General features: G+C 62.4%; 11 protein-coding genes and 1 tRNA gene. 7 read left to right on the top strand and 5 right to left on the bottom strand.

The features are described from left to right. Positions 1 to 294 precede the first annotated feature (294 nt). Positions 295 to 378: transfer RNA gene (locus tag HZB53_03005), tRNA-Ser, on the top strand. 51 nt (positions 379 to 429) lie between these two features. On the opposite strand, the gene pyk is transcribed toward HZB53_03005, so the two are convergent. Together pyk and HZB53_02995 are read right to left on the bottom strand one after the other, a co-directional pair. Next, positions 430 to 1,860: a pyruvate kinase gene (gene pyk, locus HZB53_03000; protein MBI5876593.1), complete on the bottom strand. Its 1,431-nt coding sequence runs from the start codon at positions 1,858 to 1,860 to the stop codon at positions 430 to 432. A gap of 46 nt (positions 1,861 to 1,906) precedes the next feature. Beyond that, a complete protein-coding gene (locus HZB53_02995; GenBank protein MBI5876592.1) occupies positions 1,907 to 2,503 on the bottom strand; it encodes a metallophosphoesterase family protein in 597 nt (198 codons plus the stop codon). Positions 2,504 to 2,879: 376 nt separating this feature from the next. On the opposite strand from HZB53_02995, the gene HZB53_02990 reads away from it, so the two are divergent. Next, complete coding sequence (locus HZB53_02990; GenBank protein ID MBI5876591.1) at positions 2,880 to 5,156, top strand: hypothetical protein; 2,277 nt, start codon at positions 2,880 to 2,882, stop codon at positions 5,154 to 5,156. 262 nt (positions 5,157 to 5,418) lie between these two features. Here the strand turns inward: HZB53_02990 and mazG are convergent, their stop codons facing one another. The 3 genes from mazG to groES form a co-directional block, all read right to left on the bottom strand. Beyond that, on the bottom strand, positions 5,419 to 6,084 hold the full coding sequence (gene mazG, locus HZB53_02985) for a nucleoside triphosphate pyrophosphohydrolase (GenBank protein ID MBI5876590.1): 666 nt from the start codon (positions 6,082 to 6,084) through the stop codon (positions 5,419 to 5,421). A 143-nt stretch (positions 6,085 to 6,227) separates the two neighbouring features. After that, entirely contained in the window at positions 6,228 to 7,859 is a 1,632-nt protein-coding gene (gene groL, locus HZB53_02980) for a chaperonin GroEL (GenBank protein MBI5876589.1), read from the bottom strand. 24 nt (positions 7,860 to 7,883) lie between these two features. Further along, positions 7,884 to 8,174 carry a co-chaperone GroES gene (gene groES, locus HZB53_02975; protein MBI5876588.1) on the bottom strand — a complete coding sequence of 97 codons (291 nt, stop codon included), beginning with the start codon at positions 8,172 to 8,174 and terminating at the stop codon, positions 7,884 to 7,886. Between the two features lie 766 nt (positions 8,175 to 8,940). On the opposite strand from groES, the gene HZB53_02970 reads away from it, so the two are divergent. The 5 genes from HZB53_02970 to HZB53_02950 all read left to right on the top strand — a co-directional run bounded on the left by HZB53_02970 (position 8,941) and on the right by HZB53_02950 (position 14,846). Further along, entirely contained in the window at positions 8,941 to 9,636 is a 696-nt protein-coding gene (locus tag HZB53_02970) for a cytochrome b N-terminal domain-containing protein (GenBank protein ID MBI5876587.1), read from the top strand. Next, positions 9,633 to 10,070 (top strand): hypothetical protein, encoded by a 438-nt coding sequence (locus HZB53_02965; GenBank protein MBI5876586.1) that lies wholly within the window; start codon positions 9,633 to 9,635, stop codon positions 10,068 to 10,070. The genes HZB53_02970 and HZB53_02965 overlap by 4 nt, the downstream gene beginning before the upstream one ends. Positions 10,071 to 10,109: 39 nt before the next feature. Beyond that, positions 10,110 to 11,774 carry a cytochrome c3 family protein gene (locus tag HZB53_02960; protein ID MBI5876585.1) on the top strand — a complete coding sequence of 555 codons (1,665 nt, stop codon included), beginning with the start codon at positions 10,110 to 10,112 and terminating at the stop codon, positions 11,772 to 11,774. A gap of 19 nt (positions 11,775 to 11,793) precedes the next feature. Beyond that, positions 11,794 to 12,258 (top strand): Rieske (2Fe-2S) protein, encoded by a 465-nt coding sequence (locus tag HZB53_02955; protein ID MBI5876584.1) that lies wholly within the window; start codon positions 11,794 to 11,796, stop codon positions 12,256 to 12,258. Between the two features lie 419 nt (positions 12,259 to 12,677). Further along, complete coding sequence (locus HZB53_02950) at positions 12,678 to 14,846, top strand: OmcA/MtrC family decaheme c-type cytochrome (protein MBI5876583.1); 2,169 nt, start codon at positions 12,678 to 12,680, stop codon at positions 14,844 to 14,846. The last annotated feature ends 74 nt before the right edge of the window (positions 14,847 to 14,920 follow it).

Here is a 14,920-nt window from a genome sequence, read left to right as displayed (position 1 = left end):
CTCCCCCGCGCGCGCGGGGGAGAAGGGGAAAAGCTAACGGGGAGGTGCGCGGCGGCGCAGCCGCCGCGCACCTCCCCTAAGAATCTCGCCCCCTCCCAACGGAGTTGGGAGGGGGTCGGGGGGAGGGCAGCGCCACTTTTTCGGCGGGCCAGCTTGCGTGACAAGCGCCTGAGGGCCAGCGCATCGCAAGCGGCATTGGAAAGTACCCGTACAAAGCCAAGTTGAGAATTGCTGCGCGCTATCGCGCATATTTCGCGCCGCGCCGGAGTTATGCTAAGATTGGAAAGGCGTCACGGAGAGGTCGCATAGTGGCCGAGTGCGCCCGTCTCGAAAACGGGTAGGTGATGAGCCTCGCGAGTTCGAATCTCGCCCTCTCCGCCTGAGCCGCAGACCCTTCGGGTGTTCAAACCCCGAGGGGTCTCTTTTTCGCTACGACTCGCCGATGCGGTGCAGCTTGAGGAAGTTTGTGTGCCCGCCGTCGATGACCGGCATGCTGCCGACGAACACCACCGGGTCGCCGCGCTCGGCCAACCCGTGCGCCAGTACAGTCTCGTCGGCTGTCTCGAACATCGCTTCGGAGGTCGAGACGAAAGGGGTCTGGCGCGGGTAAACGCCCCACATCAGTGCCATGCGCCGCACCACCACCGCATCCGGCGAGAACGCGTAGATCGGGCAGGCGGGGCGCTCCTTGCTCAGCAGGCGTGCTGTGCGGCCCGAGCGCGTGAACGCCAGGATCGCCTTGACGTCGCGTTCCAGCGAAAGTTCCACCGCCGCGCTGGCGATGGCGCGTGCGTCGTCGCTGGTGACCACGGAGTTGTCGCGCCACCGTCCCCAGCGGTCGAGGTTTCTCTCGGCTTCCATGGCAATGGTCGCCATCATCGACACGGCCTGCACCGGGAACGCGCCCGTCGCCGTCTCGCCGGACAGCATCACGGCATCGGTGCCGTCGAAGATCGCATTAGCCACGTCGGACGCCTCGGCGCGCGTCGGGCGCGGGTTCTCGATCATCGATTCGAGCATCTGCGTCGCGGTGATGACCAGCCGCCCGCGCATGTTGGCCGCGGCGATGATGCGTTTCTGCGCGATCGGCACTTCCTGCGGCGACAACTCCACGCCCAGGTCGCCGCGCGCCACCATCACGCCGTCGGCCGCTTCCAGGATGTCGCGCAGGTTGTCGAGCGCCTGCGGTTTCTCCAGCTTGGCGATGACCGGCACATCCGCACCGCACAGCGCGCGGATCAAGCTCTTGGCGCCCAGCACGTCCTCGCCGCGCCGCACGAACGACATCGCCACGTAGTCCACGCCGTTCTGCAGGCCAAACGCCAGGTCGTCGCGGTCTTTCTGCGACAGCGCGGGCGCCGAGACGTCCACGCCCGGCAGGTTGATGCCTTTATGCTCGCCCAGCAATCCGCCCTGGATAACCGTCGTCGTCACCTCGTCCGCGCGCACCGCCTCGACGCGCAGTTCCAGGTTGCCGTCATCCAGCAAGATGCGGTCGCCGGCCTTGACGTCGCTCGGCAGGCCCTGGTAGGTCGTCGAGACGAGCGCGCCGGAACCGACGACGTCACGGGTGGTGATCGTCAGCGTGGTGCCATTCTCCAGTTGCACCGGCTGTCCGCCTGCCAGCTTGCCGACGCGGATCTTCGGCCCCTGCAAGTCCTGCATTATGCCGACCGGGCGGCCGAGCCGCTCGGCCACGCGCCGCACGCGCGTGATGACCTCGCCGTGGTCGTCGTGCGTGCCGTGTGAGAAGTTCAGGCGCACGATATCGACCCCGGCGCCGATCAGCGCGGCAATCTGCTCCTCGCTGCGCGAGGCCGGGCCGAGCGTGGCAACAATCTTCGTCTTACGGCTGACCATCCGGCCGGACCGGCGGGACGGTGCGCCGGCGCGGTCGCCAGGCATTTTAGGCATGGACATTAAAGAAACGAATCATACTCTGGGAGCGGTCCCAGATGGCAAATTGACCGGCGGTCATCGCGCCGGGGTTGATGCTGTAGTGGCGGTGCGGGCGGATCTGCAGCACGCCGGTGCCGAGATCGTGCGGGCCGTGCTCGTCGCGTGCGGCGCGAAAGTGCGTGTGGCCCGAGAACACGATGTGGTAGCGCGTGGCCGGCAGCGCCGTGTCCCGGCTGAAAAAGTGCTCCATCGGATTGTGGCTGATGCCCGGCGGGCTGTCGTGGCAGAAGCAGACGTTGTCGATGAGGATGACCGGCTCCAGCGCCATGAACAGGTCGATCGTCTCGGGCCGCAGCCCCAGGTCGTCGCCGATCGCCAACGCCTCGATCACCTCTTGCTCATGGTTGCCGAACACGCCGGACACGCTGAACCCCGCCATCGCCAGCGCGCATGAATCCGCCTGGTCGGAACGGTCGATCAGATCGCCGAGCAGCACGATGTGCTCGACTTGCTCCCACTTCAGTACCTTGAGCGCCTGCTCGATCAAATCGACATGGCCGTGCGCGTCGGCGAATAACGCCAGCCGCTCCGGGATTACATTCACATGACTTGCCTCGCGCGGAAATCCAGCGACGTATTATAGCGCAGGTGGCGCATGTTGGCAGAAATCAGATCTTCTGCCCAGCGCATTAGAATTGGAGGGCTCTCCCGACTTTAGCCGGAATTTGGCCTTGGAAACAGGTATGGCGAGCTTATCGAGTTATGCGTGCCGCAAGTTTGGCCGTACTTTTTGACATACTCGGGACGTCGACCCTCGAAATATAATTCGTAATCCAGTCAGAGTCGGGTGAGTCTCAATTCCACAATAGTCAAACAAAATGTTGTTCCAAAGTTGTTCCTAAAACAATTGACTTCAAGAATGATTTGTGCTATATTGTCATCACATTCAACAGGAACAACATTGGAACAACGGAGGATAAATGGCAAAGAGAACGTATACAGCAAGCTTGAGTCAGTCCCAGGACCGAACTGGTTATTCCGTAATTTTCCGCCATCCCGTCCGGCAAGATCCTCTGACGGGCAACGTAGGCCTCCGCGTTCGGCGGGGGCTGGGTACGCGGGACAAAGCGGAAGCCGAACATCTCCGCGACCAGCTCAATGACCTGCTTGAAAATGCGCAATATCATCATCTCGCCGCACGGGCGGATGCGGAGCGCCGCTTCGACATGCGGGCGGTCGAAATCTTCTTCGACAAAATGGTACCTGAGATCATAGACTACCTCGGCCTGCGTGAGGCGGCTATTCCGTTACCCGTTACGGAAACAGATGGATATCGACGCGTGCTGTTTCTCGGGACCACGGGTGCCGGCAAGACGACGCTGGTTCGCCAGTTGATTGGCACCGATCCGGAGACCGAGCGGTTTCCATCGACCTCGACGGCCAAAACGACCATTCATGATATCGAAATACTGCTCGATGACGGCCCGTGGCGAGCGGTTGTGACCTTCGTGTCGAGCGACGAGGCACGCGAGTACTTGAGCGAATGCATTTCAGCGGCGGTGCTGGCGGCGGCTCGAGGAGCTGATGACGTTACCGTGTTGCGTCGGCTGCTGAACCACGTCAATCAGCGGTATCGCTTCAACTACATCCTCGGGAATGGTCCCGCGTTGACTGAGTCCGAACTTGATGATGAAGACGACGAGGAGGGTGACGAGGGCGCTGAACCTTTGACGAGCGAAGAGCTTGGCCAGATTGATCTCGATAGCACAAACGAACTTCTGACACGCATCACGGCGCAGATGCGTGAGCTCGCGCACAGCATAGGCGATAACTTGAAGATCGAACTTGGGGCCAGCGGCGAAGAGGATGAGCGCGTTCTCGATGAGCTTTTCGAGGAAGAGCTGGATCACCTGTTGCGCGAGAAAGAAGAGTTCCACGAAATCGCGGACGTGCTGATGGACGAGATCGAGAAGCGCTTCGACCTATTGCCACCTGGGGATGTCCGGAAGAACCGTACGGGTTGGCCATTGACCTGGCAAGGCGAATCGCCACTTGAAGATCGCAAGGTGTTTCTGAAGGCGATCGCTCGGTTCTCCAGCAACTATGAACCGCTTTACGGCCGACTGCTGACGCCGCTGGTCAACGGGATGCGCGTCGCAGGGCCATTCGCACCGACGTGGTTGGTTGGACCGAGCCCGAAGTTGGTGCTGGTGGACGGCGAAGGACTCGGCCACACACCGGACTCGTCTTCATCGGTATCGACTGCGGTGAGCCGACGTATCGAGGCAGTTGATGCCGTAGTTTTGGTCGACAACGCGACCCAGCCGATGCAGGCGGCGCCTGTGGCCGCCATGCGCGAAGTGGTCGCCACGGGCAACGCGCGCAAGCTGATCCTCGCGTTCACGCACTTCGACCAGGTCAAGGGGGATAATCTGCCGAACACCTCCGCCAAAACGCAACACGTGTTGGCATCAGCAGAAAATGTACTTGCAGCGTTCGGAGAAAATCTCGGCCCCTTTGCTGAACGGGCACTTCGGGGGCGATTGCAGGCGGCCCGCTTTTTCCTTTCTGATCTGCACGAACCGCTTTCTGACAGCGTGGCGACCGGCCGGCGGACGGTCAAACAACTGCATAGCCTACTGGAGGCGATTGACCAAGTCATCGAGAAGCCGGTACCGTCGAAGGCGAAGCCGGTCTACGATCGTATGAATCTGGTACTGGCGATTCGCAGCGCCGCGGAGGCGTTTCACGACGCCTGGTGGACTCGGCTCGGGCTTGACTATAAACCGGGGTTCAGCAAGGAGCATTGGACGCGCGTCAAGGCTCTGAGTAGACGGCTCGCGACGGATATGGCGGACGAATACGATACGCTTAAGCCGGTCGCGGATCTACGAAAAGAGCTTGTAAAGCGGATCTACGTGTTCATCCAAAGCCCGGTGGAATGGGAGGGGCCTGATCCACAGGACGACGAGAAACAAGCAATCTATGATGCTCTCGCGGACAACGTGGCGAAGCGACTCATCACGTTTGCGACCCAGCGTGTCTGGAGTGACCGAAAGACAGAATGGCAAAGCGCTTTCGGCGAACAAGGGCGCGGATCGTCCTTCCGGCGTGCCGACACAATTGGCAACCAGATTTATACACCGGCCGCGCCGATTCCGGACGCGATACCCTCCCCTGACCGCAATCAGTTTCTGCGCGATGTCGTAGAGATGTTCGAAACCGCCGTGAACGAAGTCGACGCAAAGCTGCGATAGGGATGACCGTGGTGTGACAAAGCAGGCGGCGAATGCCAATATCCGGGCGTCCGTTGCCTGCTCACCATTGCATAGTCAGGATTGTCGTGGTAGTACGGATCTGGCAGGCGTGGGGTGACTAGCACTTATAAAAACGCACGACACGGCCAGATTGCAGGGGCGGTAAGTCTTTATCACACTCATACCGCTCATGGACTCGTCTGTTTTGCCCCATCTCAACGAATCCACCCCGCGTGTAGTTACGGTGAAAACAATCCTGCATCTAGCCCAGTGAGCGGCCGAAGCGCCGGTTCGCCTCGCGCAGCGCCGATTCGGCGTCCAGCCCCGCCCGGCGCGCCTGGTCGACGAGCATGAACAACGCCTCGCCGAGCGATTCGGCGTCCTGGTGCTCGCGCAGGCGGTTGAGCGCCTGGCCGGTGCGCCAAGCGGCGTCGGCCGCGTCGCCGTTCCACAGGTCGACGCGCGCGGCGCGCTGCTGCATGTCCTCCGCCTCGGTCAGCGCCGGCAGTCCTTTGGGTATGTCGTTCAGGAACGACGTGACCTCGGCCGGCGCGTCGTGCGACTTCTCGGCGCGCTTGATCGTCTCCCAGTTCGCCTCGATCTCCTCGACCGTTGCGCCCTGCTGGTCGCCAAAGACATGCGGGTGCCGCCGGATCATCTTGGCGTGGATGTGCGCGATCACATCGTCGATCGTAAACTGGCCGGTCTCGCCGGCAATCTGCGCCTGCAGCACGATCTGCAGCAGCACGTCGCCCAGCTCTTCTTTGAGCCGGCGCGGGTCGTCCAGGTCAATCGCCTCGAGCGCCTCGTACGCCTCTTCCAGCAGGTAGCGGCGCAGCGTCTGCGGCGTCTGCGCGCGGTCCCACGGGCAGCCGTCGGGCGCGCGCAGGCGCGCAATGATCTGCACGAACTCTTCAAACGGGGTCATAGGCTCCTTGCACGCTGCGTCAGTCTGCGCCGGCGCACGGCGCACAGACAGTTTACCAGACTTGCGGGGCGCGAAAAATAGAAACCCTCCGGGCGGTTAGCCCGGAGGGTTTCAAGGACTGCACTACTGCTGCTATATCCGGTTTAGTAATCGGGCATCGGCGGAGCCGACGGACCCTTTTCCTTCTCCGGGATGTCCGTGACCAGTGCTTCGGTCGTCAGGATCATCGCCGCGATGGAAGCCGCATTCTCGACGGCCGAGCGGGTGACCTTGGCCGGGTCGATGATACCCATCTTCAGCATGTCCTGGTACTCGCCGCTGATGACGTTGAAGCCGATGTTGATGTTGTTGCCTTCCTTCTGCGCGCGGCGGACGCTCTGCAGAATCACCGCGCCGTCCTGGCCGGCATTCTCGGCGATCATCTGCAGTGGCGCCTCGAGCGCACGGCGCAGAATCGTCACGCCGGTCTGCTCGTCCTCGGCGCCCATCTTCACGCTGTCCAGCGCCTTGATCGCGTTGATCAAGGCCACGCCGCCGCCGGGCACGATGCCTTCCTCGACGGCCGCGCGGGTCGCGCTCAGCGCATCCTCGACGCGGTGCTTCTTTTCCTTCAGTTCGGTCTCGGTGGCCGCGCCGACGCGGATGATCGCGACGCCGCCGGCCAGCTTCGCCAGGCGCTCCTGCAGCTTCTCGCGGTCGTAGTCGCTGGTCGTCGTCTCGATCTGGGCCTTGATCTGCTCGATGCGGCCCTTGATCTCCTTCTCGATGCCCTTGCCCTCGACGATCGTGGTGTTGTCCTTGTCGGCCGACACCTTGCGCGCCTTGCCCAGGTCCGCCACGGTCACGGTCTCCAGCTTGCGGCCCATTTCTTCGGTGATGACCTGGCCGCCCGTCAGGATCGAGATGTCGCGCAGCATTTCCTTGCGGCGGTCGCCGAAGCCCGGCGCCTTGATCGCGAGGCAATTGAACGTGCCGCGCAGCTTGTTCAGCACCATCGTCGCCAGCGCCTCGCCATCGACGTCTTCCGCGATCACGACGAACTCGCGCTTGCCGGTCTGGATCAGCTTCTCCATGATCGGGACGATATCGGTCGCCGCGCTGATCTTCTTGTCGGTAATCAGCACGTACGGGTCGGTCAGCTCGGTCTCCATGCGCTCGGCATTGGTGATGAAGTAGGGCGAGATGTAGCCGCGGTCGAACTGCATGCCCTCGACGTATTCGGTCTCGAACTGCAGGCCCTTCGACTCTTCGACGGTAATGACGCCGTCCTTGCCCACCTTGTCCATCACGTCCGCAATCAGCGAGCCGATTTCCGCGTCGGCGGCGGAGATGGCCGCGACGTTGGCGATCTGCTCTTTGTCTTCGACTTTGGTGGCGCTTTCGCGGATCGCCTTGACGACGGCCTGCGCGCCCTTTTCGATGCCGTGCTTCAGCATCATCGGGTTGGCGCCCGCGGCCAGGTTCTTCAGGCCCTCGGTCACGATCGCCTGCGCCAGCACGGTGGCGGTGGTGGTGCCGTCGCCCGCGACGTCGTTCGTCTTCGTGGCGGCTTCCTTGAGGAGCTGGGCGCCCATGTTCTGGTACGGATCCTGCAGCTCGATTTCCTTCGCAACGGTGACGCCATCATGCGTGACGGTCGGCGCGCCGAACTTCTTGTCCAGCGCGACGTTGCGGCCCTTGGGCCCGAGCGTCGTCTTGACGGCGTTGGCCAGTGTATCCACGCCGATCTTCAGTTGCCGGCGCGCTTCTTCCGAAAATGCGATTTGCTTCGCCATGACGAATCTTCCTCCGTAGATTTCCTAGTTAGTGATAGTCGCGAGAATGTCTTTCTCGGACAGGATCAAGTACTTCTTTTCGCCGAGTTTGACTTCGGTGCCCGAGTATTTGGCGTATATCACCTTGTCGCCGGTGGCCACTTCCATCGCGACGCGCTTGCCGCTGTCGTCCAGGCGGCCGGGGCCGATAGCCAGAATCAAGCCTTCCTGCGGCTTTTCCTTCGCCGTTTCGGGCAGATAGATGCCGCTCGCCGTCACCTCATCCTTCTCTAACGGCTCGACAATCACGCGATCACCAAGGGGCTTCAGGTTCATGACAGACTGTCCTCCTTCTTAAAATGGTTAGGCTCTTTAGCACTCTTGCTACTCGACTGCTAACGTCGCTATTCTATCGCAAAATGCAAATTGGTGCAAGTGCATGGTTGTGGCCGATTTCTCGCTTTTTGTTGCAGTATTGAGCCATTGCGCTATTTCCAGGCATTTTTCTTTCACGGCGCCGAATTAGCAAACACGGCGCTGGACTGCTAGTTACCTATGCAGTACGATGCTGTTTGAAGGCGACGATGCCATCAATCCGCTTGGAGAAGCGATGCTTCACTCGTACGTACGACAGGCACGACAGGACTATGCGGACACGATCAACAATAATAGACGCCTGAACGGCGCTTGAGGTCATAGTATAGTTAGGTAATGACGCTGAGATAAATAGAACCAATTACGACCGAAATTGTTATTGATTTCAACGGCTAACTACCCTATTATAGGGCCAATTCCGGCAGACTACTGCCTGCAAGGGCGTTTTGCGCGTGTTTTGTTCAGGGGGAATGAGTGTCCTTGCGGCCAGATCGGGCAGAGTCCGTGTGGAATGCGCGTAGCCGAACGCTTGGCTCCCGTCGCGCGCCAATCTTCAACCTGCCTTGCTCGGAACAAACTATCGGTCCCAGCGGACGCCGGCGCTGCCAGGGCGCATGCGGTACGATTCGCGCATATGCAGAGCGTGTCAGCCCCGCCAAACGCGGTGCGGCCGTTTCGCCAATGGCGCCGGCGAAGCCAGGTCCATATTTCATACAGGAGAGATGCGATGCGAATGACTCGCCCGGTGTCGATCCGCGAGCTGCCGGCACAAGTGTTCGAATGGATTGACAGCCGCCTCGGCGTGCGCGAACTAGTCATGAGCAGCCTGCACGTGGTCATCCCGCGCGGCGCACACACCTACTACCTCGGCGGGATCACGCTGTTCGTATTCATCAGCCAGGCTGTGACCGGCATCCTGCTCTCCATGTATTACGAGCCGACCCCCGATGCCGCCTACAACAGCATCCTCTACATCATGAATCAGGTAAACTTCGGTTGGCTGATCCGCAGCGTGCATGCCTGGGGCGCCAACCTGATGATCATCTTCTGTATCTTGCACATGATACGCATCATCGTGCAGGGCGCGTACAAGCCGCCGCGTGAGATCACGTGGATGGCGGGCATGGGCTTGCTGTTCGTCACGCTCGGCTTCGGGTTCACGGGCTACCTGTTGCCATGGGACCAGCGCGCCTACTGGGCCACGACGGTCGGCACCACCATTCCGGAGGCGATCCCGGCGATCGGCGAGTGGCTGCGCGACTTCCTGCGCGCGGGGACCGATATCAGCGCGCTGACGCTGTCGCGCTTCCTCGGCGTGCACATGCTGATTCTGCCCGTCTCGCTGGTCGGCCTGTTCGCGCTGCATTTCCTGCTGATTCACCGGCAAGGTCTGGCCGATCCGCACGAGGAGGAGACTCGATGAGCGACCAGTCGTCGCACGCTCCGGCCGCACCGGAGGAGAAGCAGACGCTGCCGTTTTGGCCGCATTACATGTTGAGCGAGTTCATCGCCTGGTATATCGTGCTCGGCATCCTGGTGACGCTGTCCGCGCTGTTTCCAGCCGGCCTCGAAGCCAAAGCCAACGCCATGGCGACGCCGCCGCACGTGAAGCCGGAGTGGTATTTCCTCGCGATCTACCAGTTCCTGAAGGTGGCGGCGATCTTCAGCTTCCTCGGTTCCGAAGCGCCGCGACTGATGGGCATTATCCTTCCCGGCATCGGCATGGGGCTGCTGTTCTTCCTGCCGTTCCTCGATCGCACGCCAAAGCGCTCGGCGCGCAAGCGCCCGATCATGCTGGCCGTGTTGATTGCGGTGCTGGCTGTTATGGCGTACTTGACATATATCGGCGGGCAGTAGGTAGCGCAGGCCGCGCAGTCGTCTGGAGGAACATCACTCATGAATCCGAAGCGTAGATTTCTCGCGCCGTATGTCATCATCGGCGTGCTCATGGCATTCCTGATCGCGGTGCCTGTGCTCGCGCAGCAGGGGCCGCCGCCGTTCCCGCATTCGCCCGACGCCAAGCTCGATTGCGTGGCGTGCCACTCGACCGGTGTCGCCGGCTCGCCGAAGTTCCCGACCGACCATGCCGGCCGCACCAACGAAGTCTGCAAGGGTTGCCATCAGGCGGCGCCGAAAGCCAGCGGCACGCCGTCCGGCCCCGCGGCGTCCAGTGCGCCGAAGATCCCGCACCCGCTGCAGGGCCGCGATAATTGCCTGACGTGCCACGCAACGGGCACAGCCGGCGCGCCGAAGATGCCGTCGAGCCATGCCGGCCGCACGTCCGACCAGTGCCGCAGTTGCCACAAGACCGTCACGGAAGCGTCGGGCGAAGTCGTGCAGGTTGCGCCGACGCCGATTCCGAATGTGCCGCCGACCGCCGCCGACAAGGATAGCTGCGTCACCTGCCACACCAGCCAGACCGGCGCGCTGAACGAGCCGGTCAAGCAGTGGCAGTCGTCCATCCACTCCGAGCGCAACGTGCGCTGCGTGAATTGCCACGGCGGCGACGCGACCAAGCCGACTAAGGAAGAAGCGCACTCGACCAAGTCCGGCTACATCGGCAAACCGTTGAAGGTTGACATCCCGGCGTTGTGCGCCAGTTGCCATTCCAACAACGAGGCGATGCGCCAGTACGACCTGCCGACCGACCAGTGGTCCAAATTCCAGCAGAGCACCCACGGCATCAAACTGGCGCAGGCGGATATGAAGGTGCCGACCTGCTTCACCTGTCACGACGGTCACGCCACGAAAAAGACCAACGACCCGACGGCCAATGTCTACAGCATGAACGTGCCCGCCCTGTGCTCGAGTTGCCACTCGAACGCCGACTACATGAAGCCGTACGGCATCCCGACCAACCAGTTCGCGCTGTATGTGAAGAGCGTGCACGGCCAGGCGCTGCTGGAGAAGCAGGATACGCGCGCGCCGAGTTGCGCGACCTGCCACGGCACGCACGGCGCCGCGCCGCCCGGTTTCGCCGAGGTCGCCAATGTGTGCGGCAGTTGCCACACCGCGACGCAGAACTACTTCCTGCAGAGCAAGCACGCCGGCAACCAACCGGGCATGCCGAAATGCGTGGATTGCCACGGCCGCTACGACGTGATGAAGCCGACCGACGCCCTGCTCGACCCGAACAGCAAGGATCCGCGCGCCTGCGCGACCTGCCACCCGCCGACGTCGCCGCAAACCAACGCCGTGAAGGCGCTGTACGACAACATCACGGGCAGTGCGAAGTCGATGGACCTGGCGCACGAGCAACTGAAGGTTGCGGCCGAGGCGGCGCTGATCACCGAGCCGGACGAAGGCAAAATGGCCGTCGCCCAGACGAACCTGGTGACGGCGCGCGCCGCCCAGCACACGCTGGACCTGACGGTCGTGAAGGAAAAGACCGACAAGGCCGTGTCGACCTCCAACGAGGTCATCGCGGACGCGAAGAAAGCGATCGACGAGAGCGGCTTCCGCCGGCAGATCATGATCATCGGTCTGGTCATCATGGCTCTATCCATCGCGTCGCTGTATGTGATTCGCCGCGAGTTGTACAAGCAGTTGCCGCCCGAATAACACGAGGAGCCGAATTCGCATGACACACAATGCTCAAAGTTCATCTGCGCCCGTGACGCGGCGCGGCTTCATCCAGGTCCTGCTTGGCTTCTCGGTCGTCTCGACGGTCGTCGGCATCCTGACGCCGGTGATCGGCTACCTGCTGCCCAAGAGCGCGGCGGCCAGCAGCAGTGGCCCGGTCGAGGTCGGCGCCGTCGCAGACTTCCCGGCCGGCCAGGCCAAGATCGTGTCGGTCAACGACAAACCGGTTATTATCATCAACAATAAGACGGGTGGCATGAAGGCCTATTCCGCCATCTGCACGCATCTCGGCTGCATCGTCTCGTGGAACGACCGCAAGAACAGCATCATGTGCCCGTGCCATGACGGCTTCTTCAATCCGGTCACAGGCGCGGTCGTATCGGGTCCGCCGCCCAAACCGCTGCCGTCATTCGAGTTGATCGTGCGCGACGGCAAGGTGTTGATCGGCAAGCAGGTGGCCTAGGCGCAAACGCGCTGAATTAACTTCACCGATTTCGGGATCATCGCCCGTGCCCCTGACGGGGCCGGGCGGGGCTGCAGACGCTGCCGTCCTAATGATGGAGCGGCAATGGCCGGTACCGGGGCGGGAACGCCGTGATCCCTTTGGCAGCACAGCAGGACCCGGAACATTGTCCGGTGGTAATCCGGCGCTGACGGCGGCGCCGGACGCACAGCGGGGCGAAATGCGGTCTAATACTATCGACTCACAACAGCATTCTCTGCTCCGGACAATCGTTCCGCATCATCGACGCTGCACGGCGGGCTACTCTGACGAGGGAGTCGGCTCGCAGGCGTCGGGAGAAAGGGGTGAGCAGGCGAAAATCCAATCACGTTTACAGCACTGCCGTTCGTTACGCTAACATCTCAAGGAGTAGTAAAGTTATGCAAACCAAGAAGCACCTCGTCATGGCGATGATCGTCGCTGCGCTGCTTCTGCTCGCCCTGCCGTTGCTGAGCGCATGCCAGCCGGCGCCCGGCCCCGCCGGCGCAGCCGGCTCCGCCGGACCGGCCGGCCCTGCCGGCGCAGCCGGTCCTGCCGGCCCCGCAGGCCCCGCAGGCAAAAACGCCGTCGTCGCACCCGGACCCGGCATCAAAGCCGAAATCACAAAGGTCGACATTACCGCTGACCTCAAGCCGGTCGTGACCTTCAAGATGGTTGACAGTATTGGCAATATCGTTCGCGTGGCCGACCTGGATGCGAACAGCCTCCGCTTCGGCATTGCCAAGCTGGTGACCGACAAGGCCAGCGGCGTGTCGTCGATGCAGGACTACCTCGTGAATCCGACTGTAGGCGCGCCCTATACGTTCCAGGGCAAGACCGTCCAGCCCGCTTTGGAGAAGTCGACGGTCGGTGCCGTGGATCAGGGCGGCAAGGTGACGGAGACCGAAGCCGGCTTCACGTACGTGTTCAGTCGCACGATCCCCGCCGACTTTGACAAGACAGCCTCAACAATGGTGACCCTGCAGGCCACCCGCAACGCGCGCGCGTACGTCGCGAACGCGAACTTCTGGTTCGTGCCAGCCGGTGGCACCGCCACGCCGCGCGAAGTCGTGAAGACCGCAGCCTGCAACGCGTGCCACGACGTGGTCAAGGGCCATGGCGGCCAGCGCGTCGATTTCCCGAACTGCATGGTCTGCCACACCGACCAGACGGTTCAGGCCACGTCCGGCAGCTCGGCTGATGCCAAGGTGATGTTCCACCAACTGCACAACGCGTCGAGCATCCAGAGCGTGGCGAAGGGCAAGAAGCCGTACAATTGGGGCTCGAATGACTTCAGCGGCGCCACCTGGTCGCAGGATCAGCGCAATTGCACGACCTGCCATACCAAGGATGCCGCGCAGGCCGACAACTGGAAGAACGTTCCCAGCCGCGCCGCTTGCGGTTCGTGCCACAACGGCATTGACTGGGCGACTGGCAAGGCGAAGTACGAAGGCTTGAAGGACCACGCGGCCGGCGCGCAGAAGGACGACTCGGGCTGCAAGACGTGCCACGCGGCGGACAGCGGCAACGAGTTCGACGCGTCGGTGGTCGGGGCACACACGATCCCCGCCAAGTCGAAGCAGTTGAAGGGCTTGGTGTACACGCTGGACAAGGCGACTGTTACACCCGGCGCCAAGCCGTCGGTTGAGTTCACGCTCAAGGATGGCAAGGGCGGCGCGCTCGACGCGAACAAGATGGACTTCATGGAAGCCGTGATCGCGTACCCGGCGTCGGACTACCAGACGTCGATTCGCGAGCAGCCGAATTCAATCCCGGCTGCTGGCGCCGCTCCGTTCGTGCGGCCCGGCACGCTGGAAGATCTCGGCGGCGGCAAGTTCCGCTACACGTTCAAGGACCCGATCCCGGCCGATTGGAAGGGCACGGCAGGTGTCGGTATGGCCGCGTACTACATGACGACGATCAAGGGCCCGCGCGGCGTGGACACCGTGGTGCGCGAAGGCAACAACAACCCGGTGCTCTACGTGGCGTTGGACGGAACCTCGAAGCCGACAGCGCGGCGCGCGATCGTTGATCGCAAGCTGTGCAACCAGTGTCACCTCGACCTCGGCAGCCCGGCGGCGTTCTCGGTGCACGGCGGTATCCGGCGCAATCCGGAATACTGCGTGATGTGCCACAACGCCAACGCGACCGACGAGGCGCAGCGCCCGAAGGACAAGGGCACGCCGGAGTCGATCCACCTCGGCTACATGGTGCATAGCCTGCACATGGGCGAGGAACGCGCTCAGGATACGTCGTTCTACGGCCGCGGCGTCGCGAACACGGAAGATATCGTGTACCCGACCTCGGCGCAGCAGCGCAACTGCGCGAAGTGCCACGTCGGCACCTCGTTCACGTTGCCGCTGTCGGCCGCGGCACAGCCGCAGGTTGTTTCGCAGGGTGGAAAGGTCGTCACGACGACCCCGGCCATCCAGTCGAACTGTAAGGGTTGCCATGCGGGCAAGGAAGCGCTGGGCCATTTCCAGATCATGACGGCGAATGGCACCACCGAGACCTGCACCGTCTGCCATGCAGGCGGCAAGGAATTCGCCGTGCAGGACGTGCACAAGTAGCAGCGGGCACGATTTCGGCGATTTAGCCACGCAATGCCGCAGGGGGCGCGACGAAGTTCGTCGTGTCCCCTGAT

The sequence above is a fragment of the Chloroflexota bacterium genome, assembly GCA_016235055.1.
In the GTDB taxonomy this organism is placed as follows: Bacteria; Chloroflexota; Anaerolineae; order JACRMK01; family JACRMK01; genus JACRMK01.
This window is presented reverse-complemented; position numbering and strand designations above follow the sequence as displayed.

Excerpts from the sequence above, each read along its gene's own strand:
- groL (MBI5876589.1), bottom strand. The coding sequence starts at position 7,859 with ATGGCGAAGCAAATCGCATTTTCGGAAGAAGCGCGCCGGCAACTGAAG.
- groES (MBI5876588.1), bottom strand. The coding sequence starts at position 8,174 with ATGAACCTGAAGCCCCTTGGTGATCGCGTGATTGTCGAGCCGTTAGAG.
- HZB53_02955 (MBI5876584.1), top strand. The coding sequence starts at position 11,794 with ATGACACACAATGCTCAAAGTTCATCTGCGCCCGTGACGCGGCGCGGC.
- HZB53_02970 (MBI5876587.1), top strand. The coding sequence starts at position 8,941 with ATGCGAATGACTCGCCCGGTGTCGATCCGCGAGCTGCCGGCACAAGTG.
- HZB53_02950 (MBI5876583.1), top strand. The coding sequence starts at position 12,678 with ATGCAAACCAAGAAGCACCTCGTCATGGCGATGATCGTCGCTGCGCTG.
- pyk (MBI5876593.1), bottom strand. The coding sequence starts at position 1,860 with ATGGTCAGCCGTAAGACGAAGATTGTTGCCACGCTCGGCCCGGCCTCG.
- HZB53_02960 (MBI5876585.1), top strand. The coding sequence starts at position 10,110 with ATGAATCCGAAGCGTAGATTTCTCGCGCCGTATGTCATCATCGGCGTG.
- mazG (MBI5876590.1), bottom strand. The coding sequence starts at position 6,084 with ATGACCCCGTTTGAAGAGTTCGTGCAGATCATTGCGCGCCTGCGCGCG.
- HZB53_02965 (MBI5876586.1), top strand. The coding sequence starts at position 9,633 with ATGAGCGACCAGTCGTCGCACGCTCCGGCCGCACCGGAGGAGAAGCAG.
- HZB53_02990 (MBI5876591.1), top strand. The coding sequence starts at position 2,880 with ATGGCAAAGAGAACGTATACAGCAAGCTTGAGTCAGTCCCAGGACCGA.